Source organism: Novosphingobium sp. (assembly GCF_027489515.1).
Taxonomy (GTDB): Bacteria; Pseudomonadota; Alphaproteobacteria; order Sphingomonadales; family Sphingomonadaceae; genus Novosphingobium.
Genome location: NZ_JAIXZS010000083.1, coordinates 101,743 through 120,493 on the forward strand (window position 1 = coordinate 101,743; position 18,751 = coordinate 120,493).

Here is an 18,751-nt window from a genome sequence, read left to right on the forward strand (position 1 = left end):
TCAGTTTGACTTCGCGGCGGACCCCATCAGCCTTGCGGCGGAACTGGATCCGGACCGGACTTCGAGTGGCAAAGTTCCTGCCTGATCGGGTCCATTAAGTGAAATAGTATGTTTTCATCGATATCCATTCACCAGATTGATGAATGGTCTAATCAGTGCATAGATTAAGCTAATGCCGGCATCACTTCGCGCGCCAGCAGGTCGAGTGTCTGGTTGCCCAGCGCCAAGCGTTTCTCAGTGAGCGGACCGGTGGTCGTGCCGCACAGCACGTTGCCGATGCCGAGCTCCTTGTAGGGGGTGAGGTGCTCGATCACCGTCTCGGGCGAGCCATAGAGGCACCAGGTGCCGATCCAGTCCTCGGTAAGCGCATTGGGGGTGCGGTCGGTCTTTGCGTTTTCGGCGTTGCTCTCGGCGCGGGCGTTGAACTCGGCCTCGCGCTCGACAGCGGCCTGATAGGCCTTGAGGATGACTTCGAGCTCTTCGCGAGCCTTGTCGTCGCTCTCCGCCACATGGACGCACTGGTAGGTGTGCGTGGTCCAGTCGAGCGCGCTGGCGACGACCTCGTCGGAATGGCCGGCCGAGGTCAGCATGCCGTGGTAGATATCGAAGAACTTCTTCACGTGGACGAACGGTTCGGTGCCGCCGATCTTGGGCGGGGTGAAGGCGGGGATGAAGGCGGGCCAGCCGTGCGTCGCAGCGCGGCGGGCGCTCGCTTCCTTCATCGCCACCGGCATCAGCCGCGCGTGGCAGGGCGTGTAGGCGGCCGGCGCAATGCGCTGGAGTACGCGGCCCTGATGCGGCCCGTTGTCGATCTCGATAGCCGGGTCTTCCATAGCCTTGGCCCAGAGCGCCTCGGCGAGTTCGAGATTGCGCTCCGAGATGGCGCCGGCGTCCTTGTAGGTAACGCCGAAGCCGATCATTTCCTCCGGCGTGGTGCCGCTGCCAATGCCGACGAGCAACTTGCCGTCCGTCAGCTGGTCGAGAATGTTGATGCGCTCGGCAAAGCGCACCGGGTGGTGCAGCGGGACCGAGACGACCGAGAAGCCGAAATGCATCTGCGGCATCTTGGCGGCGAGGTAGGCGGCAAAGATGAAGCTGTCGCTCGCCACGGGCATGTAGCCGTTGAAGTGGTGGTCGGGCATGAAGATCGCCGAGAAACCGAGCTCACCGGCGCGCAGTGCGTGCGTCTCGAGATCTTTCATGAGCTGCCGGTCGTCTTCCGGGCGCATGGTGCGCGCGTTGAGGAACACCGAGAAACGCATTGCGGTACCTTCTCCCCCTTCGGCCTCGCTGCCCCACACCGGCCGCCCGGTCCGGGACGTTTTGGTATAGGTATGCCGAATCAAATTAGAATTGACGTTCCTGTTTTAGTAGGGTCTACAAAGGCAATGTCAACTGCCACTCGCCACACCGAAGCACTCGCGCTCCAGGCGCTCAGCCGCAAACCGCGCCAGGGGCGCAGCCTCGCATCGTTCGAGCGCATGCTCGAGGCGACCAAGTCACTGATGATCGAGACGGGCGGAGACAGCTTCACGCTGCAGGATGTGAGCGAGCGCGGGCAGGTCTCGATCGGCTCGATCTACCTGCGCTTTGAAAGCAAGGATCGGCTGCTCCACGCCGTGATCGCCGAGGAACTGCAATCGATCCTCGCCAAGGAAAGCGCGATGATCGAGGCAACCTTGGCGGAATCGCCGACGCTTGCCGATTTCCTGCCGCGCTACATCACCCGGTACAGCGCGTTCCTGCAGGAACATGCCGCCCTTCTCGGGACGATCATGAACCGCGCCGCCATCGATCCGGCCGTGTCCGAACCGGGCAAGGAGACCGCGCGGCGCTCGTCCGAGCAATCGGTCGCCGCGATCCTGACCTATCGCGACGAAATCAAGTCCGCCGATGCCGAGGCCAAGGCGCTCACCGTGTTCCAGATCGTCTTCGCCACGATTGCACGCCAGTTCGGCCTGGGTTCGACGCCGGAATCGAGCGATCCGCACCTATGGGGCGTGATCAAGGACGAGCTTGCCAAGATGGCGCTCGCGTACTTGCGCCACGCGGATTAGCCCAAAGCTGCCTCAACAAATCGTCATTGCGAGCGTAGCAGAGCGTCCAGAATTGCGCGCATATCGGCTCTGGATTGCTTCGCTATGCTCGCAATGACGCGTGGATCGATGGTGATCAGGTAGCCTATCAGAAGGGCCCGGCAAGCCGGTGCAGCGCTGTGCCCATGATGCCGCCGATTTCCTCGCCCGGACGCCCGGCGAGCTGTGCCGCGCCGATCGAGACGCTGGTCTCGACCACATCGCGGCACCGTTCGTAGCGGCGCTCTTCGTACGCGGCCAGTGCCGCCTCGGCGGTTCCGGCCCGCGCCAGTTCCTCTGCCAGCACGAGCGCGCTTTCTACCGCGATACCGGCGCCTGAGGCGAGGTGCGGGGTGGTCGCATGGACCGCGTCACCCAACAGCACGATGCGGCCGTCGGACCAGGGGCGCGGCTGGATTTTCGCGGCGAGCGGGCGATAGTTCACCCAGTCTTCGGCGCTCATGCTTTCGCGCACCCAGCCGGCGTTGCCGCCGAAATCGGCAAGGTGGGTCTTCATCTGCGCCACAAGGGCCTCGCCCTCGAGGCGCTCTCCGGTTTCCTCGTGCGGGGTGAGCAGCCAGAGGTAGATCCGGTCCTCGCCGCAGCGGGTGATACCGACCATGTAGCGGTGGCCGAAGAACATCTCGCCGCGCTCAAGCGTCGGCGGCTTCTTCATAGAGACGCGCCAGCAGCCCTGACCAGTGCGCTCGGCATCGCCCATGTGCGGGAAAGCGAGTTCGCGCACACGCGAGCGGACGCTGTCGGCGCCGATGACGAGATCATAGCGGCCATTGGTGCCGTCGGAGAAGGTAACATCGACACCGCCGTCGCGGTTGGCAAGCGTGTCGACCGTGATGCCGAGCCGCACGGGGATGCCGGCTGCGGCAACACGCTGCTGCATGAGGTGGTGGAGCACCGGGCGCATGATGCCGCCAGTGGCAGGGAGGCCCTCTTCGATCGGCGGCTCGTCAAGATCGCGCAAGTGCATGCCGTTGAACAGGAACATCGAGGAGCCCGCCACGATGGCCCCTTCGCGCGCGATGTCCTCGACCATGCCGAGCCGCTGGTAGGCGCGCAGCGTCGGGCCGGTGATGGTGATGCCCGCGCCGTAGACGCGCCATTCGGGATCGAGATCGATCAGCGTGACCGCGACGCCGCGCGCCGCGAGATCGATGGCGGCCGCCATGCCGCCGATGCCGCCGCCGACGACGAGCGCCGTGCCGATGGAAGTGATGGGGCCAAGACCAGGCGCGTGTTCAGTCATGCGGCTTCGTTCCTCTTTGTCCCATGGCCCAGGCAATGCCTTCGGCCAGCAGTGCCGCAGCGTGCGGCTCGTCATAGTTTTCCGGTCGGTGGCCGATGGCGGTGTAGAACATGCGACCGGCTGTCGGGCCTTGGCCGAAGGCCTTGCGCCACGCGATCGGATGGTAGCCCATCGAGAGGCTTTCGCTGCGATAGCCGATCTGCTGGTAGTCCTTCTCGTCGATGGTCGCGACGGCGACAGCGCCGCCGGCCACCGGGTTCCGATCAAAGGAATACCATTCCTCCAGCAGCGGGAAGGCCTTGGCGCCGCCGGCGCCGATGGTGCCCTGCGGATCGACAAGGCTGACCGTGGCGGTCTGGAATTGCGGCCGGCCGGGATGGCCGATGAAGCGGGCGCCAAGCAGGGTGTCGGCGTACCAGTCCCAGAACCACACGGGATCGCCGCCCGCGCCGTGGATGCCGGCATAGCCGCCGCCGTGCTCAAGGTAGGCGCGGAAGGCGGCACGCTGCGGCAAGGTCAGCGCATCGCCGCTGGTGTTGTTCCACACGACGACGGCGAAGCGGGCAAGGTCTGCTTCGTTCATCACTCCGCCGCGATCGGTGAAGACGATCTGCCAGCCGCGCGCCTCGGCGATGGTGCGGAGGCGGGCGCGGGCGGCATCGACGGACGGATTGTCGCGGAAGCCGTTGATCTTTTCGAAGACGAGAACCTGCGGCCGGCCATCCGCCGGGGGCAGGGCCGGGCGATCATGATCGTAGCGCGCGCAGCGGGCGATGGTGAAGGCATCGTCGATGGGCAGCACCGAGAGTTTGGCCGCCAGCGCCGGGCGCAAGCTCCCGCCATCGGGGCGCACTTCGAGCAGCGAGCCGACGCTGAGGATATTGGCAAAGCCTGGCGGCAGTCCGCCCCCGCCGAAATTGCGAGTGAAGCCGGATACGAGATCTGGCGCCACCGACTCCAGCGCTGCCGGGCCTTGCGGGTGCATCAGCACGTCGGAGAGAGGGGATGCCACACTGAGCGGTGCCGTTGCCAGCGGGCAATCGCGCACTGGTTCGGCGGCCAGCGCTGGGGTGCCTGCAAGCAGCAGGGCAGCGGCGGTGAATGCCCGCAGCATCGTCACTGCACCGCCAGCCAATCGATATACTGGTCGATCCAGCGGTCGCTCGTGGTGCCCTTGGGCATCATGCCGAACCCGTGCTCGCCGCCATAGTAGAGGTGGAACTCGACTGCGTTGCTTTCCTTGAGCCACGTATCGACGAGCTTGAGCCCGCCTTGCTTGAACAGCGGATCGCCTGCCGCAATCGCAAGGAACAAGGGCGGGCGCGGGCCGCCGGTCACGGTCTGGGTCATCGGGGGGTAGATCAGGCCGACATGGTGCAGCAGCGCGGCTTCCTTCTTCTGCTCGAGCAGGCGGATGAGCGTGCGCGAGCCGGCGGAGAAGCCGATGGCGCCGATCTGCCTGGAGTCGAGCTTCCATTCCGCCGCGCGCGCCGAGACGACCGCGACGGCGGCGGCAAGATCATCGACCGCCGGGGGCAGTTCTGGCAGTTCGCCCTTGCCGAGCTGGCCGAATTTCGAGGCCATGTCGGCCATGAAGGCATCAGGCGCAGGCGGCGTGTGGTTCACGCGGTACTTGAGGACAAAGGCCGTGTATCCCTGCGCTGCGAGCCGGTCCGCCACGCGGAAGCCCTCGCTGTCGATCGAGACGAACATGTACCCGCCGCCCGGCACCACGATCACGGACTTGCCATTGGCGCGTCCGTTCTTCGGCCGGATCACATAGAGGCTCGAGCGCTCGACATTGCGCGCCCAGACCTGCCCGAACACGCGGTTCCACGTCTCGCCGCCCACCGGCACATCGCGGAGCACGATTTCCTCGCCGCGGACCGCAGGTACGGGATCGGCGGAAAAGTCGGGTGCCTGGGCCCGGGCTGTCGCACCTGCGAAGGCCATCATTGCGGTCAGGAACGCGAGGGTCTTGCGCATGGCTTCAGGCTCCTGCCGTGTGGCTCTTGATGTAGTCGCGGTAGACGAGCGCGCTGGGCTTGGGCGTGCGCACGAACGTCTGACGGTCGAAGCTGTGAAGGCCGAACCGGGGTTTGTAGCCGAAGACCCACTCGAAGTTGTCGATCAGCGACCAGTGGCAATAGCCCTTGACCGGCACGCCATCGGCCATTGCGGCGCGCAGGTGATCCAGCGCTTCGGGGATCATCCAGGCGCGTATGCTATCGTCGTCGGTGCCGACGCCGTGTTCGGTGACCATGATCGGCACCTTGGCGACTTCATGGGCATATCGCACCGCGCCTGCGAGCGAGGCGGGATAGACTTCCGAACCGATGTAGTTGCGGCGGGCATCGGTGGGGGCGGGCAGCTTGCCTGTCTTGCCCCAGAGCGCGCGCTCGTAGTTCTGGACGCCCAGGAAGTCGTCCGCCTGCGCGAGGCGCAGCCACGAATTGTAGAATTTCTCCCGCATGGCATCGCGCACCGATCCACGCTCCGCTTCCTGATCGTCGATCATGGCAAGGCTCACGCCGACTGGGAGATCGCTGCGCACGGCCTTGATCGCGGCCTTGCCGAGGGTGTGGGCGGCCTGAAGGTGCGCCTGAACCTTGGCCGGATCGGGCTGGTAGAGCGCATTGCCTGCAAGGAATAGCGGCACGCCGAGCTTCTTTGCTGCCGCTTCGACCATGACCTTGTCCTGATCAAGCAGGAACGGGGGCAGAAGATACTGGAGCACGCCGGCCAGGTTGGGTTCGTTGAGCGTGGTGGCGTGATCGATCCCGGCTGCAAGGTGGCGCGCGGCCTTGTCGCAGAACCGGGCGAAAAGCTGCGGGCCCTCGTCGTTCATCCAGCCCCCTCTCGCGGCAAACCAGATCGGCGTGGTGAAGTGGTTGAAGGTGACGATGGGCCTCAGACCCACAGCGCGCGCGCCATCGATCATCGCCTTGTAGTGATCGAGCATGGCGATCGAGAACTGGCCCGGCTCGGGTTCGATCCGGGCCCACTCAAGGCTGAAGCGATAGGCGTTGAGGCCAAGGTTCTTCGCAAGCTGCAGATCGGTACGCCAAAGCTCGAAGCTGTTCGCCGCATCGCCAGAAGGCTCGACGAATGCGGTCGGCTTGATGTTCTCGAGCAGCCAGCAATCGGCGTTGATGTTGTTGCCCTCAACCTGATGGCCGGCCGTGGCGGCGCCCCAGATGAAGTCTGCGGGGAAGGGCGTGGGCGCGATTGCCTTTGCAGCCTTGGCAACGGCGCGCGGCGTTGCACCCAGCGCGAGGCCTGCTGCGGTGGCCGCCACAAATGTGCGCCGATCGATTGCCATTTCACCTTCTCCCATCTGTTTGATGCTGATCTGGGCGAAATCATCAATCAAGTAAAATTGTCATGATGCATAAATTCATATAAGATTGCTGGATACATGAAGCGGTGACGGCTTCGTTGGGGAGTGGGCAGGATGCGCTTCAAGGGTCTCGATCTCAACCTCCTCGTCGCGTTCGACGCGCTGATGACAACGCGCAGCGTGAGCCGGTCGGCGGAGCGGCTGAACCTCAGCCAGCCGGCGATGAGCGCCGCGCTTTCGCGGCTGCGCGAGTATTTCGGCGATGAGTTGCTGCAATTGCAGGGCAAGCGCATGCACCCGACGCCCTTTGCCGACGAATTGATGCCGCAAGTGCGCGAAAGCCTGCTCGGGCTGGAGGTGATGCTTTCGCGCTCGCCCCATTTCGATCCCGCCACCTCGCAGCGCAGCTTCAAGGTGGTGACGTCCGATTATGTGTTCGCCTCGCTGATCGTGCCGCTGGTGGCTGAGCTGGCCGAGGAAGCGCCCGGCATTCGCGTGGATTGCGGGCTGCCGCAGCCCAGCACGGTGCAGGAGCTGGAGGAGGGCAAGATCGATATCACGATCACGCCCGAATACGTCATCGGCGGCAATCACCTCTCCTATGTGCTCTATCACGAGCCGCAGGTGGTGGTCGGCTGGAGCGGCAACCCTGCCATCGCCGACGGGACGATCACCGAGGAAGCGTTCTTTGCGGCGGGGCACGTTGCGGTCGTGCTGGGGGGCGGGCAGACGCTTTCCTACGCGGACCGCACGCTCGAACTGATGGGCCGCAGCCGCAATATCGAGGCGACCGTGGCGATCTTCACGGCTGTGCCGTGGCTGATCGAGGGAACCAACCGGCTTTCGGTGATGCATTCGCGGCTGGCCGAGCAGCTCAAGGGGCGTTTCGCCATCACCAGCGCGCCGGCGCCGTTCGAGATTCCGGCGATGAAGCAGATGCTGAGCTACCATCCGGGGCGCAAGGACGACGCCGGGCTGACCTGGCTGCGGGGGCGGATCGAGACGATTGCGCGCAAAGGTGAACCTGCGAATGCATAAAATCTGTTGATGGATACGCATCCAAAGAAGCATTTTTACAGATCGATCGTCCGTCAGCAGAAGAGTGCCGGGAGAGAGACCGGGACATGCTGACCTTAGCGCACGCACTTACCATCGCCATGGAAACGCTGGCGGAAGGTCGCCGTCGGGGCTTTGCGCCGCTGGCATGCGTGGTGCTGGACCGCGGCGGGCACATCCTTGCGTTGCTGCGCGACGAGAATGCTTCGATCTATCGGCCGGAAATCGCGATGGGCAAGGCGGCGGGCTGCCTCGGTATGGGCTTCGGCGGGCGCGAGCTCGCCAAGCGCGCGGCGGCAATGCCGATGTTCTTCAATGGCTTGCAGGCGGCTTTTCCGAAGGGGATGCTGCCGGTGCCCGGCGGCGTGCTGATCCGGGACGCCGATGGCGCGATCCTCGGTGCGGTGGGCGTGACGGGCGACACGTCGGACAACGATGAAGTCTGCGCGCTCGCCGGCATCGCCGCGACGGGCCTTGTTGCGGATACCGGCGCATGACAGGCACGCTGTTCACCGATGTGATGGTCTTTGACGGGAGCGGCGCGCGGTTGTTTCCGGGCGAAGTCCTGGTGCGCGGCGAGCGTATCGAAGCAGTAGCGAAGGGCGACGAGCGCCTGCCGCGTGACGGCGTGTCGGTGGTCGCGGGACTCGGTCGCACGCTTATGCCCGGCATGGTCGAGGCGCATGGCCACCTGACCTGGCCGACGAGTGTCGAGCGCGTGATCAACACGATGAAGCCGCTGCCGATCGAGCAGCATGTTCTGGTGACGGCGCAAAATGCCCGGATCACGCTCGATCACGGGTTTACGAGCGTTTATTCTGCGGGCTCACTGGGCGAGCGGATCGAACCGGCGCTGCGCGACATGATCGATGGCGGGTTCTTGCCGGGTCCGCGCCTGCGCGCTTCCGCGCTGGAAAAGGGCGCGGAAGGTGTGCTCGGTGTGCCGGCGGGGCACGATCCCACACACCAGCGCGATATTCCGCACCTTCGCGAGTACATCGCGCAGAAGAAGGCGGACGGCTGCGACACGATCAAGTTTCTGATGTCGAGCGACGATGCGTTTCAGCCGGGCGGCTCGCAGACGCTGATGTATTCGGAAGAAGAAGCCCAAGCGATTGGCGCGGCGGCGCGCGAGGCGGGGATCTGGCTCGCATGCCATGCACAAGGCGCCGAAGCCGTGAAGCGCGCGCTGCGCGCCGGGTTCCGGGCGATTTACCACTGCACCTATGCCGACGAGGAAGCCCTCGATCTGTTCGAGGCGAAGAAGGAGCAGACTTTCACCGCACCGGCGGTCGGCCTGCTCTGGGCGCGTGCCTATGAGGCGCAGGATTTTGGCATCGGTCCCAAGGAAGCGGCCGAACTCGGCGCGCTGCGCGGGATCGAACTTGGACAGCAGGTGATTCCCGAGATGCGCAAGCGCGGGATCCGCGTGCTGCCCGGCGGGGACTATGGCTTCCCCTACAATCCGCACGGCCGCAACGCGCGGGATATTGAGCATTTCGTCAATCTCTTCGGCTTTTCGCCAGTCGAAGCGCTGGTAGCCGCGACGAAGCAGGGCGGCGAGCTGGTCGGCTGGGATGTCGGGCAGGTGCGCGCCGGCTATCTCGCCGATCTGCTGCTGGTCGATGGCGATCCCACCGCCGATGTCCGCATACTGCAGGACAAGCACAACCTTGCCGCCATCATGAAGGGCGGGCAATTCTACAAATCACTGCTCAACACTCCAATGGGCGACACGAGAGAGGCCACACAATGAGCCGCGTTACCGAAATCCGCTATGTCGGCTATGCCGTCACTGATCTTGCTGCCGAGCGCGCATTCTATGCCGATAACTGGAAGCTCAAGGAAGTTTGCGAAGCCGACGGCATGGTCTACTTCGCTGCCGAGGGGCATGACGAACTCTATGTCGTGCGGCTGCGGCAAGACGCGGTGCAGCGGATCGATGTGATCGCGCTGGCGGCGGATACGCCGGCCGATGTCGATGCGCTCTACGCCAAGGTGCGGGACTATGGCTGCCAGATCGTCTGGGAGCCGCAGGAGCTGGCGCAGTTCGGCGGCGGCTACGGCTTCCGCTTCTTCTCGAAGGACGGCCTGCCCTACGAGATTTCCGCCGGTGTCGCGCGTGGTACGGCGCGTCAGCTCGCCCCGCGCGAGGCGATCCCCGAGCGCATCAGCCATATCGTGATGCACTCGCCGCGCCACCATGAGGAGCTGGCGTTCTTCATCGACGTGCTGGGCTTCAAGCTGAGCGACTGGCTGGGCGATTTCATGTGCTTCCTGCGCTGCAACGAGGCGCATCACCGCATTGCCTTCCTCCCTGGGCCGCCCTGCCTCAACCACGTCGCGTACGATATGCCCAATGTCGACGAGATGATGCGCGGGATCGCGCGGCTGAAGCGGCAGAAGATCGATATCCGCTGGGGCCCCGGCCGTCACACCGCGGGCAACAACACCTTCAGCTACTTCACCACGCCGGCCGGCTTCGCGATCGAATACACGTCCGAGCTGGAAAAGGTCGATTTCGAGAACCACGTGGCGCAAGTAATCGCGCCCGCGCCGGAGATCATGGACCAGTGGGGCGTCGGCGTCGGCGGTCCGCAGACCATGCCGCATCCTGCGCCCGACGCGGCGCTATTCCAGCCGGCAGGGGTCTGAGCCATGGCGCTGTTCGAGCCCTTTCCCAACTACATCTGGAACCTCTCGGTCGCGATCGCGATGGAGAACGGCGGTCGGATCGGCGAGATCGTCGACATGATCAAGCCGTTGCTTGAGAAGGCGCAGAGCGGCGCCGATGCGGGAACCGCCGACTTCATGGCCGAATGGGTCAAGATGGGCGACAAGCTGGTGGGCCTCGCCGACGAGGATCTCGCGCTCGGCCGCGAGTATTCGGCCGGAACCAAGCTGAAGCGCGCGACGATCTACTACCTGACGGGTGAGCGCATGCAGGCGCATGGATCGGCGGGGCGCGAGCAGACTTATGCCAAGGCGCTCGACAGCTTCCAGCGCGGGACGACGTTTTCGGCTGATCCGGTGGAGCGGGTGGAAATCCCCTACCAAGGCAAGTCGATTGCTGCCTATTTCCACCGCGCGAATGTCGAGGGGCCGGCGCCATGCGTCGTCTACTGCAACGGGCTGGACAGCATGAAGGAAATGCTGTGGCTCGGCGGATTCCCCGAAGCGCTCGCCAAGCGCGGCATTCACACGCTCTGCGTCGATCAGCCTGGCACGGGTGAGGCGCTGCGGCTGCAGGGACTGAATGCGACGCCCTATTCCGAGCAGTGGGCCTCGAAGTGGGTCGACTGGTTGGAGACGCGAGGCGAGGTGGACCCCAAGCGTATCGGCATGACCGGCATTTCGCTTGGCGGCCATTTTGCTCCGCGCGCGGTTGCCTATGAGCCGCGCTTTGCAAGCGGCGCGGCCTGGGGCGCGAACCACAATTGGCGCGAAGTGCAGGACAAGCGCATGGCGCGCGAGGGTGAAAACCCCGTCCCTCACTACTGGGGCCACGTCTACTGGGTGTTCGGCGCGAAGGATCATGCGGACTTCCTCGCCAAGAGCAACGACATGAACCTCAACGGTCACCTCGACCGGATCAAGGTGCCGTTTCTGGTAACGCACGGCGCGACCGACCGGCAGATCAGCGTGGACTATGCCCACCAGAGCTATGCGCAGCTGGTCAACTCGCCGCGGCGGGAGCTCAAGATCTTCACCGCGCGCGAAGGCGGGGTCGAGCACGTGGGTGCGGACAACATGAGTTTCGGCAATGATTACATAGCCGACTGGTTCGCCGATACGCTGGGTGGCCACACCAAGGGCTGAAATGCGCCATTCCCGAACAGACAGGCTACTATTGCGGGCCTGTTTCTGGCATTAACCCTGCGCGCAAGTCTCGTGCGCGGGGGGAAATGCGCGTGCCGGATCAGAAGACGCAGATTGTTGTCGTGGGCGGCGGCGCCGGCGGGCTTGAGCTCGTGCGCAAGCTCGGCGCGAAGTACGGGCGCAAGAAGCACGACATCATCCTGATCGACCGCAACCTGACGCATATCTGGAAGCCGCTGCTGCACGAAGTTGCGGCCGGATCGCTCGACGCCAATCTCGACGAGGTCGGCTATGGCGGCCATGCAGTGCGCTGGGGCTACCGCTTCTTCCAGGGCAGTATCGAGAGCATCGACCGTGCGGCACGCATGATCACCACAGCCCCGCTCCTCGATGAACGCGGCGAGGAAGTGATCGGGCGGCATACCATCCGCTATGATTATCTGGTGCTGGCAATAGGCGGCATTTCCAACGATTTCGGCGTACCGGGCGTGCGCGAACACGCGATGTTCCTCGAAGACCGGCCGCAGGCGGACAAGTTCCGCCAGAAGCTTTTGAACGCCTGCTTGCGCACCAACCATGCGCACCACACCGGCAATCCCGATGCGCGCGTGCGGGTGAGCATCGTCGGCGGCGGGGCGACGGGCGTGGAACTCGCAGCGGAGCTCTACAACGCGGCCAAGGCGCTGCGGCACTACGGACTTGAGGTGTTCGACGAGACCAAGCTCGAGGTCTCGCTGCTTGAGGCTGGCCCGCGCATCCTGCCCGCGCTGGACGAGGTGCTGGCGACGACCGCTCGCGAGGAGCTCGAGAAGCTCGGCGTGAAAGTGTTGGAGCGCACACAGGTCGTGCGGCTGGAGGACCGGGAAGTCCATACCGGCGACGGCACGGTCATCCCGTCGGACCTCATCGTCTGGGCGGCTGGCGTCAAGGGCGCCGAGGAGATCAAGGGCATGAGCGACCTCGCGCTCACCCGCGGCAACCAGATTATCGTCCGCCCGACGCTGCAGACCGAAACTGATGACCGCATCTATGCTCTGGGCGATTGCGCTTCGTGCCTGCTTCCGGGCAAGGAGCGCCCGGTCCCGCCGCGCGCGCAGTCCGCGCACCAGATGGCAAGCCTCGTGTTCACCAACCTCGTGCGCGCGCAGGCCGGGCAGCCGCTCAAGGACTTTGCCTATGCCGACCACGGCTCGCTGGTTTCGCTGAGCCGGTTCTCGACGGTGGGGAGCCTGATGGGCAACCTCGTCGGCGGGCGCATGCGCGTGGAAGGGCGGATCGCGCGGATGGTCTACATGTCGCTCTACCGCATGCACCTCATCGCCATTCATGGCTGGTGGCGGGGGATCACGCTGATCGTGATCGGACATGTGAACCAGATCGTGCGGCCAAGGCTCAAGCTGCACTGAAGGCTGAGGCCAGCACGGACCTCGCAATGACGAAGGATGGATTTAGCGTTCGACCTGAAGCCTAACCGGGCCGATCAGGCCAGAAGGCCGCAAGGGTGCGTCGGCACGATACGTTTTCAGCGTGGTGAAGGTAATTGGCTTGGCACCGGGCTGCGCGTCACCGATCAGGCGGTTGACCCAGAGGTTGGTGACCCGGATCTCGATCTCATTGATGCCCGGGCGGGTGAGGCCGGTGACGTCCGCCTCGTAGGGCGGCTTCCACAGGATGCCAGCGGATTTCCCGTTTACCAGCACTTCGGCAAGATCGCGCACTTCGCCAAGATCGAGGATCAGGCGCTGGCCCTGCCTTTTGGCGGGGGCCTTGAGCGTCTGGTGATAGGAGGCCGTGCCGGAAAAGTAGCGCACACCGGGATCGGCGCTCTGCGTCCAGTCGGCCAGCGCGGGGAGAGTCATGCTGGCCGGAGCGCCGCGGCCGGGCTGGAAAGTGAGTAACCACGGGCCAGTGACCATAGCGAGCGGGGTTCGGGTGGTTGTCGGCACATCGACACTTGCTGGTCCGGCCTTGCGGAACACGACGAAGCCCGATTGCCACGGTGTGAGGGTCAGCGTGATTGAAGTGCGGCCATCCGCAGTGGTGTAGCCGAGCGGCGTGGCCTTGCCGGTGGCCGCATCCCACCATTCGGGGGCCTTGCCGGTTTGCGCGAAACTCAGTGTCGTGGGCTCGGCGCGGTTCTTGCGGTTGGTGACGAAGTAGATCTCGGCGTCGGCCGTCTTGCGATGGACGAAGAGGACGGAGCTATCCGGTGCGGCCCTGGTGTAGGTCATGCCCGGTGCAATGCCGAGCCTGACGAGCGCATCGTCCAGGTTCCTGCTGGCAAGCACGCGGCCCTTGCCCGTATCGCCGCTCCACAGGGCATCGGTGAGGCGGGTGAAGGCGGCGGGATTGTCCTGCAACGCGGGTGAGCCGGTCGGCTTCTCGCCGATCAGCGTGGCACCGCCGCGCACGAGATCGGCGATGCGCTGGAGCACGGCAAGGCTCATGCGCGAGGAGGTGCCGCCGAGGTACAGCGCTTTGTAGCGCGCGCCGCTCTTGGCGACGAGATCCGGGCCGTCATTACTGAGCTGGTTCAGCAAAACGTCGGGATTGACGAAATCGAACGCGTTGGCGGTGGGCAAATCACTCGGAACAGCCTTGGCGAACAGCGCGGTGAGCGGGGCTTCCTCGCCATAGAAATAGGCGACATCAGCCACATTGCGGCCTTGCTGGAGCATGTAGCTGCTGCGGGACATGTAATCGACCCAAGGCCTGGCCTGCTCGCCCCACGTCTCCAGCCGGTTGAAATACTGGCCGAATATGAAGAGCGAGAAGCCGGGGGCCTTGTCGGTCAGTGGCTGGTGGACCGAAGTGTGGATCACCGGGCGATTGACGCCGAGGGCGAACTCCATGTCGATCATCGGCTTCAGGTCGCGCGGGGCGAAGGCCCAGGGCTGCAGCGCGGCGGTGAGGGATTCGGCGGCGACGAGGTTCTGGCCGTAGATGTGAGCGACGGAGGCCGCGCCGCGCATGTCGCCCTGGTAGCTGGGCTGCGGGGCACCGCGCTCGGTATCGTAGGACCACATCGCGGCCATCGGAATGTCGGCGTGGCGGCGCATCGCCATGTCGTCACCCAGCGAGGGGCGCTTGTCCTCGAGCGCTTCGGAGTAGTGGATCAGGCCGCGCTTGTGGGCTTCCTCGGCGATCGTCTTGTAGTGGGCGTCGGCTACGAGATCGGCGAGTGTGGCACGGAAATCGTGGAGGAAGGCATCGGTGCGGGCAGGGCTGCCAAGGATCACACCCGTCAGCGCAGGTAGCCACGGCACCGGATCATAGCCGCGCCGGGCCCTGAACTCGGCGACGAGGGACGGCGTCCAGTTGCTCGCGCCGACTTCGATACTGTCGTTGAGGAGGGCGCGGACGCCCCTTGCGCCGATCAGGTCCGGCCCGGCGGCGGCGTTATAGGTATCGAGGTAGGTGTTGATGTAGCGGCGGACAGCGTCCGCATCGAACTTGTCGACCTCGAACCCGGTCGCCTCGGGCGGGGCGGGGTGATTTTCGGTGCCGGTGAGCGAATAGCCGAGACGCAGGACGCGCCACTCGCCCTTGGGCGGCGTCCAATCTAACGAGCCGTCCGGCTGCATCCTGCTCGTGAGGTCGATTACAGCCCCTTCCGGAATGGCGGGCGCGTCGGGCGTGGGGATCGCGTTGTAATCGAGCGTGGTGGCAAAGCCGGCCTTTTCCTCGAAGCGGTGGGTGCGAGGGCTGGCCGAGAAGGCGAGTTCATTGACGGTGACGTGCGGGCCCGCGCCGCTCATGAAACCGGGAAACGAGGGGAATTCCACACCCGGCGCGGGCGGGGTCGGCAGGCCGAAGCCGGTCTGTTCCGGCACGAAACGCACGCGCAGCGCCGTGGCGGTCACGGCCGGGAAGCTCACGGTATATTCCGCTGAGCTGCCGGTGGGGAAACGGAGGATTTCGCGAAACGTCGTGCCGTCTTCGCTTGCTTCGAGCACAGGCGCGAACTTTGCAGCGCTGAACAGCGAGACAGGCGGCATCGCAAGCCTGGCTGAGCGAACAGCCTGCGGTGTGGCGAAATCGGCGCGGATCCACGCAGGTGCATCGGTCTTGCCAGCCGGCAACTCGATCGCAGTTGCCTGCTTGCCGTCGGTAAGCTTGGAGGCATCAATGGCACCAGAGGACGCGCTCCACACCGGCGCCAGCGGGGCGGCAGTTTCGGGGACGGCGAGGACGTAGGTATCGCGGTAGAGCTGCGGCAGATCGGTCTTGGGATGGTCGACCCCGATTTCGGGCTGCATGCCAAGGTCCTGAAACGGGCCGGTCGTGCTGGGCGGCGCGGCGAGCTTGCCCTTGAAGCGCTTGCCGCCGGTGATGCGCGTTTCGGACCAGACGAGCTTCTTCATGCCGTCTTCCGGCTTCACCCATGGTCCGCCGGTCTCGCTCCAGCCGGGTGAGGCGGCGATGGCGAGCTCAAGGCCGAGCTTGTCGGCCGTCTCGGCGGCAGCGCGGAAGGCGTGCTTCCACTCCGGCGTCATGTAGACGAGGCGCTTGTCGACAACTTGCGGCGTATTGAGCTGCGCATCAAAGGTCTGCGCGCCGCCGATGCCGATGCGCTTCATCCATTCGAGATCGAGCCTGATGCCCTCCTCGGTGACGTTGCCGTTCATCCAGTGCCACCAGACGCGCGGGCGGGCCGAGGCGGGGGGATCGCGGAACGCTTCGGCGAGCGCATCGCTGGCCGGCTGGGCGTTAAGCGGTGCCAGAGCGGTCCCAGCAAGGAGGAGTGCGCCGAGGACGCGGATGGGGGGCATGAACACGGCGTCTCTCCGGGACGACTGAATGATCGTTTATGATTGCTTTGATCAAAAGCGAGCATCCGATGCAAGCAAAATCGCTTGGGTGGGCTGGCTGCAGAGGAGCTCTCGATGGTCGTGCCTGCAGGTATGACGAATGGGGCAGTTGTTCATACCGGGACTTGGTGTTAGCCTCCGTAGGCAAGATAAGCCGTGGGGGTTCGCGCAATGGCGGCAGGTATTAAGCCCGTGATCTTCAAGTATTACCAACCGGCGACTTTGCTGGTGATCTTTGCGTTCTGGTCGCTGCTGCCGGCAGAACTCGTGACCAATGGCTGGACCATCGTGACTGCGGCCATTGCCACGAAGTTTATGATTCTGGGGCTCGAGCAGATCATCGAAAGGCACGCCGGCTGGCGACTGACGCGCGCGGAGTTCTTTTCCGACCTGTTCTATTTCGTGATGTTCTACACAGTGGTGCGCTATGCCGGGAAGCACTGGGCCGATGCGCCGCTGATCGGGGTGAAGGATGCGCTCGGCATCCACACGCCGTGGCTGGAGCACGCGCCGCTGATTGTGCAGGTGGCGCTGATCATGCTGCTGATCGAGTGGTGGCATTACTGGCTGCACCGCGCGATGCACAACTGGTTCCCGCTGTGGGTGGTCCACGCGCCGCACCATTTCGTGCGGCAGCTGAACGCGCTGAAGGGCGCGGTGGGCAACCCGTTCGAGCTTTTCCTGATCGGCCTCAGCGTGACGGTTTTCCTCGATTTCTCGCTGACGGCGCTGCTTTGCGCCGGCCATATGCTGGGCACGATCGCGGCGTTCAGCCATGCCAATGTGCGCTTCGATCCGCCGCGCTGGTATTCGGCGGTGTTCACCACGGTGGAAGCGCATAGCCTGCACCACTCGGTCGAGTACGAGGACACGCGCTGCAACTATGCCTGCGCGCTTATCCTGTTCGACCGGCTGCACGGCACGTTCAAGGCGGGCGAGGCGGTCGAAGTCGGGCAGGAAGGCAGGCGCTACATGGGGATCGGCGAGACGTTGCTCTATCCGGTCATGCCGATCATCGACTGGGTTAAGGGGCGCAAGGCGGCAGCCTGACGGCCGCGGCTGCGAAGAGGTTGGCGCTACTGCTGCTCGTCCGCGTCCGCTGCGGGATGATTTTAGCCGCCTAGGTCGTGCCTGCGCTTGGCAAGTCCCAGAGCTCCTCCACAAGCAGTTCCGACAAAAGCCACCGCAATCGGTCCGATCGAGTCCACTAGTGCTGCCCCGACCGTCGTGAACTGGGCTGTTCTGGCCTCCCTTGCAAGGACCAGAGCGACGGGAAAAGCAATGATTCCAGGAAGAAGCATTGGCCAGCGTTTCAACTGGCCTTCATGCGCCAACTTAAAAGCTCCGATGCTGCAGGCGATGAAGGGCATCGAGTAGACAAATGAGCTTAAGGATTGCATGCTGAGGAAGCTATCCGCACGTTCCTCTGGATGCAACCTTAGGGCTTCGCCGCCTCGCGGCCCTTCGGCCACCATGTCAATGTGTGGACATCATGCGCCGAGGTCCAGACGCCCTTGGGGGTCCAGCGCAGCGCGCCGCTGCCGACGGGCTTGCCGACGCGGGTGAGGATCGCGTTCGAGGCAGCGTCGATCACCACGAATTCCTGATCGTCGGTGGTGCGCAGCCAGACCTTGCCATCTCCGGTATCGATATCGCCCCACTTGAGGTTGTCACCCACCTTGATGCGGGTCGTGACGGTCATCGTGGCGGGATCAATCTTCGCGACAGTGCCGTCGCCCTGTTCCTGTACCCACACCGCGCCTTCGCCCGCGACAAGGAAGCCCGGCGTCTTGCCGAGCGCCACGGTGCCGGTGACGGTGTTGGTAGCAGGATCGATGCGGCTCAGCAGCTGCTGCGTACCGCTGACGGCCCAGAGCGCGCCGAGGCCGAACGTGAGATACCACGAGCCGGGCGCGGTGGGGATGGTGGCAACAACCTTGTTGGTCGCAGGATCGATGCGCGCGATCTTGCCGCTCGCCTCGCTGGCGATCCATGCAGAGCCTGCACCGGTGACGGTGTTGAGCTCGCCTTCCATGTTGTTGGCAATGCCAGTGGAGATTGTCGCCACAAGCTTGCCGGTCTTCACGTCGATGCGCTTGACCGCAGCTTCGGGACAATCGGCAACCCAGAGCGAGCCGAAATCGATGCTCATGCCGCCGCACGGACGGCCCATCGGGTATTCCGCCTGCTTGCCCTTGGCGGACCACTGCTCGACGCGGCCCTTGTTGGTGGCCCAGACGGTGTTGCCATCGATAGCGAGAAAATCCGCGAAGCCTGGCACGACCTGAACGTGGGGCTTTGGGGCCTCGTCAGCATGGGCGGCCATCGGCGCCAGCGTGGCGGCAGCGAGGAGCAGGGCCTTGAGCGGTTTCATGCGGGTGCTCCT

The 18,751-nt window shown here is 64.7% G+C and carries 15 protein-coding genes; 8 read left to right on the forward strand and 7 right to left on the reverse strand.

Annotated elements, in window-relative coordinates:
• Positions 1-164: 164 nt before the first annotated feature.
• Positions 165-1,262, reverse strand: coding sequence for an LLM class flavin-dependent oxidoreductase (locus Q0082_RS14510; RefSeq protein WP_298193935.1), 1,098 nt, complete (start codon positions 1,260-1,262; stop codon positions 165-167).
• A gap of 126 nt (positions 1,263-1,388) precedes the next feature.
• Here Q0082_RS14510 and Q0082_RS14515 point away from each other — a divergent pair, with 126 nt between their 5' ends.
• A complete protein-coding gene (locus Q0082_RS14515; RefSeq protein WP_298193936.1) occupies positions 1,389-2,057 on the forward strand; it encodes a TetR/AcrR family transcriptional regulator in 669 nt (222 codons plus the stop codon).
• A 127-nt stretch (positions 2,058-2,184) separates the two neighbouring features.
• Here the strand turns inward: Q0082_RS14515 and Q0082_RS14520 are convergent, their stop codons facing one another.
• Genes Q0082_RS14520 through Q0082_RS14535 form a run of 4 tightly spaced genes read right to left on the reverse strand, consistent with a single transcriptional unit; the run spans position 2,185 to position 6,661 of the window.
• Positions 2,185-3,339: an FAD-dependent monooxygenase gene (locus tag Q0082_RS14520; RefSeq protein WP_298193937.1), complete on the reverse strand. Its 1,155-nt coding sequence runs from the start codon at positions 3,337-3,339 to the stop codon at positions 2,185-2,187.
• Positions 3,332-4,453, reverse strand: coding sequence for a ThuA domain-containing protein (locus tag Q0082_RS14525; protein WP_298193939.1), 1,122 nt, complete (start codon positions 4,451-4,453; stop codon positions 3,332-3,334). Before Q0082_RS14525 ends, Q0082_RS14520 begins: the two co-directional genes overlap by 8 nt.
• A gap of 2 nt (positions 4,454-4,455) precedes the next feature.
• On the reverse strand, positions 4,456-5,325 hold the full coding sequence (locus Q0082_RS14530) for a dienelactone hydrolase family protein (protein WP_298193942.1): 870 nt from the start codon (positions 5,323-5,325) through the stop codon (positions 4,456-4,458).
• A gap of 4 nt (positions 5,326-5,329) precedes the next feature.
• On the reverse strand, positions 5,330-6,661 hold the full coding sequence (locus Q0082_RS14535; protein ID WP_298193944.1) for a family 1 glycosylhydrolase: 1,332 nt from the start codon (positions 6,659-6,661) through the stop codon (positions 5,330-5,332).
• A gap of 132 nt (positions 6,662-6,793) precedes the next feature.
• On the opposite strand from Q0082_RS14535, the gene Q0082_RS14540 reads away from it, so the two are divergent.
• The 6 genes from Q0082_RS14540 (at position 6,794) to Q0082_RS14565 (ending at position 12,960) form a co-directional block, all read left to right on the forward strand.
• Positions 6,794-7,717, forward strand: coding sequence for a LysR family transcriptional regulator (locus Q0082_RS14540; RefSeq protein WP_298193946.1), 924 nt, complete (start codon positions 6,794-6,796; stop codon positions 7,715-7,717).
• Between the two features lie 86 nt (positions 7,718-7,803).
• Positions 7,804-8,232 carry a heme-binding protein gene (locus Q0082_RS14545; protein ID WP_298193947.1) on the forward strand — a complete coding sequence of 143 codons (429 nt, stop codon included), beginning with the start codon at positions 7,804-7,806 and terminating at the stop codon, positions 8,230-8,232.
• The gene (locus Q0082_RS14550; protein WP_298193949.1) at positions 8,229-9,491 is read left to right on the forward strand and encodes an amidohydrolase family protein; all 1,263 of its coding nucleotides are present in this window, start codon (positions 8,229-8,231) and stop codon (positions 9,489-9,491) included. Before Q0082_RS14545 ends, Q0082_RS14550 begins: the two co-directional genes overlap by 4 nt.
• Positions 9,488-10,390 carry a VOC family protein gene (locus Q0082_RS14555; protein ID WP_298193951.1) on the forward strand — a complete coding sequence of 301 codons (903 nt, stop codon included), beginning with the start codon at positions 9,488-9,490 and terminating at the stop codon, positions 10,388-10,390. Before Q0082_RS14550 ends, Q0082_RS14555 begins: the two co-directional genes overlap by 4 nt.
• A gap of 3 nt (positions 10,391-10,393) precedes the next feature.
• Complete coding sequence (locus Q0082_RS14560; protein ID WP_298193954.1) at positions 10,394-11,554, forward strand: alpha/beta fold hydrolase; 1,161 nt, start codon at positions 10,394-10,396, stop codon at positions 11,552-11,554.
• Positions 11,555-11,640: 86 nt separating this feature from the next.
• Complete coding sequence (locus Q0082_RS14565) at positions 11,641-12,960, forward strand: NAD(P)/FAD-dependent oxidoreductase (protein ID WP_298193955.1); 1,320 nt, start codon at positions 11,641-11,643, stop codon at positions 12,958-12,960.
• 42 nt (positions 12,961-13,002) lie between these two features.
• Here the strand turns inward: Q0082_RS14565 and Q0082_RS14570 are convergent, their stop codons facing one another.
• Positions 13,003-16,326: a glycosyl hydrolase gene (locus Q0082_RS14570; RefSeq protein WP_298194194.1), complete on the reverse strand. Its 3,324-nt coding sequence runs from the start codon at positions 16,324-16,326 to the stop codon at positions 13,003-13,005.
• Between the two features lie 210 nt (positions 16,327-16,536).
• Between Q0082_RS14570 and Q0082_RS14575 the strand changes: the two genes are divergently transcribed.
• Positions 16,537-17,415, forward strand: a complete 879-nt coding sequence (locus Q0082_RS14575; protein WP_298193957.1) for a sterol desaturase family protein — start codon at positions 16,537-16,539, stop codon at positions 17,413-17,415.
• Positions 17,416-17,803: 388 nt separating this feature from the next.
• Here the strand turns inward: Q0082_RS14575 and Q0082_RS14580 are convergent, their stop codons facing one another.
• Complete coding sequence (locus Q0082_RS14580) at positions 17,804-18,739, reverse strand: YncE family protein (RefSeq protein ID WP_298193958.1); 936 nt, start codon at positions 18,737-18,739, stop codon at positions 17,804-17,806.
• Between the last annotated feature and the right edge of the window lie 12 nt (positions 18,740-18,751).

Excerpts from the sequence above, each read along its gene's own strand:
- Q0082_RS14510 (WP_298193935.1), bottom strand. The coding sequence starts at position 1,262 with ATGCGTTTCTCGGTGTTCCTCAACGCGCGCACCATGCGCCCGGAAGAC.
- Q0082_RS14515 (WP_298193936.1), top strand. The coding sequence starts at position 1,389 with ATGTCAACTGCCACTCGCCACACCGAAGCACTCGCGCTCCAGGCGCTC.
- Q0082_RS14520 (WP_298193937.1), bottom strand. The coding sequence starts at position 3,339 with ATGACTGAACACGCGCCTGGTCTTGGCCCCATCACTTCCATCGGCACG.
- Q0082_RS14525 (WP_298193939.1), bottom strand. The coding sequence starts at position 4,453 with ATGCTGCGGGCATTCACCGCCGCTGCCCTGCTGCTTGCAGGCACCCCA.
- Q0082_RS14530 (WP_298193942.1), bottom strand. The coding sequence starts at position 5,325 with ATGCGCAAGACCCTCGCGTTCCTGACCGCAATGATGGCCTTCGCAGGT.
- Q0082_RS14535 (WP_298193944.1), bottom strand. The coding sequence starts at position 6,661 with ATGGCAATCGATCGGCGCACATTTGTGGCGGCCACCGCAGCAGGCCTC.
- Q0082_RS14540 (WP_298193946.1), top strand. The coding sequence starts at position 6,794 with ATGCGCTTCAAGGGTCTCGATCTCAACCTCCTCGTCGCGTTCGACGCG.
- Q0082_RS14545 (WP_298193947.1), top strand. The coding sequence starts at position 7,804 with ATGCTGACCTTAGCGCACGCACTTACCATCGCCATGGAAACGCTGGCG.
- Q0082_RS14550 (WP_298193949.1), top strand. The coding sequence starts at position 8,229 with ATGACAGGCACGCTGTTCACCGATGTGATGGTCTTTGACGGGAGCGGC.
- Q0082_RS14555 (WP_298193951.1), top strand. The coding sequence starts at position 9,488 with ATGAGCCGCGTTACCGAAATCCGCTATGTCGGCTATGCCGTCACTGAT.
- Q0082_RS14560 (WP_298193954.1), top strand. The coding sequence starts at position 10,394 with ATGGCGCTGTTCGAGCCCTTTCCCAACTACATCTGGAACCTCTCGGTC.
- Q0082_RS14565 (WP_298193955.1), top strand. The coding sequence starts at position 11,641 with ATGCGCGTGCCGGATCAGAAGACGCAGATTGTTGTCGTGGGCGGCGGC.
- Q0082_RS14570 (WP_298194194.1), bottom strand. The coding sequence starts at position 16,326 with ATGCCCCCCATCCGCGTCCTCGGCGCACTCCTCCTTGCTGGGACCGCT.
- Q0082_RS14575 (WP_298193957.1), top strand. The coding sequence starts at position 16,537 with ATGGCGGCAGGTATTAAGCCCGTGATCTTCAAGTATTACCAACCGGCG.
- Q0082_RS14580 (WP_298193958.1), bottom strand. The coding sequence starts at position 18,739 with ATGAAACCGCTCAAGGCCCTGCTCCTCGCTGCCGCCACGCTGGCGCCG.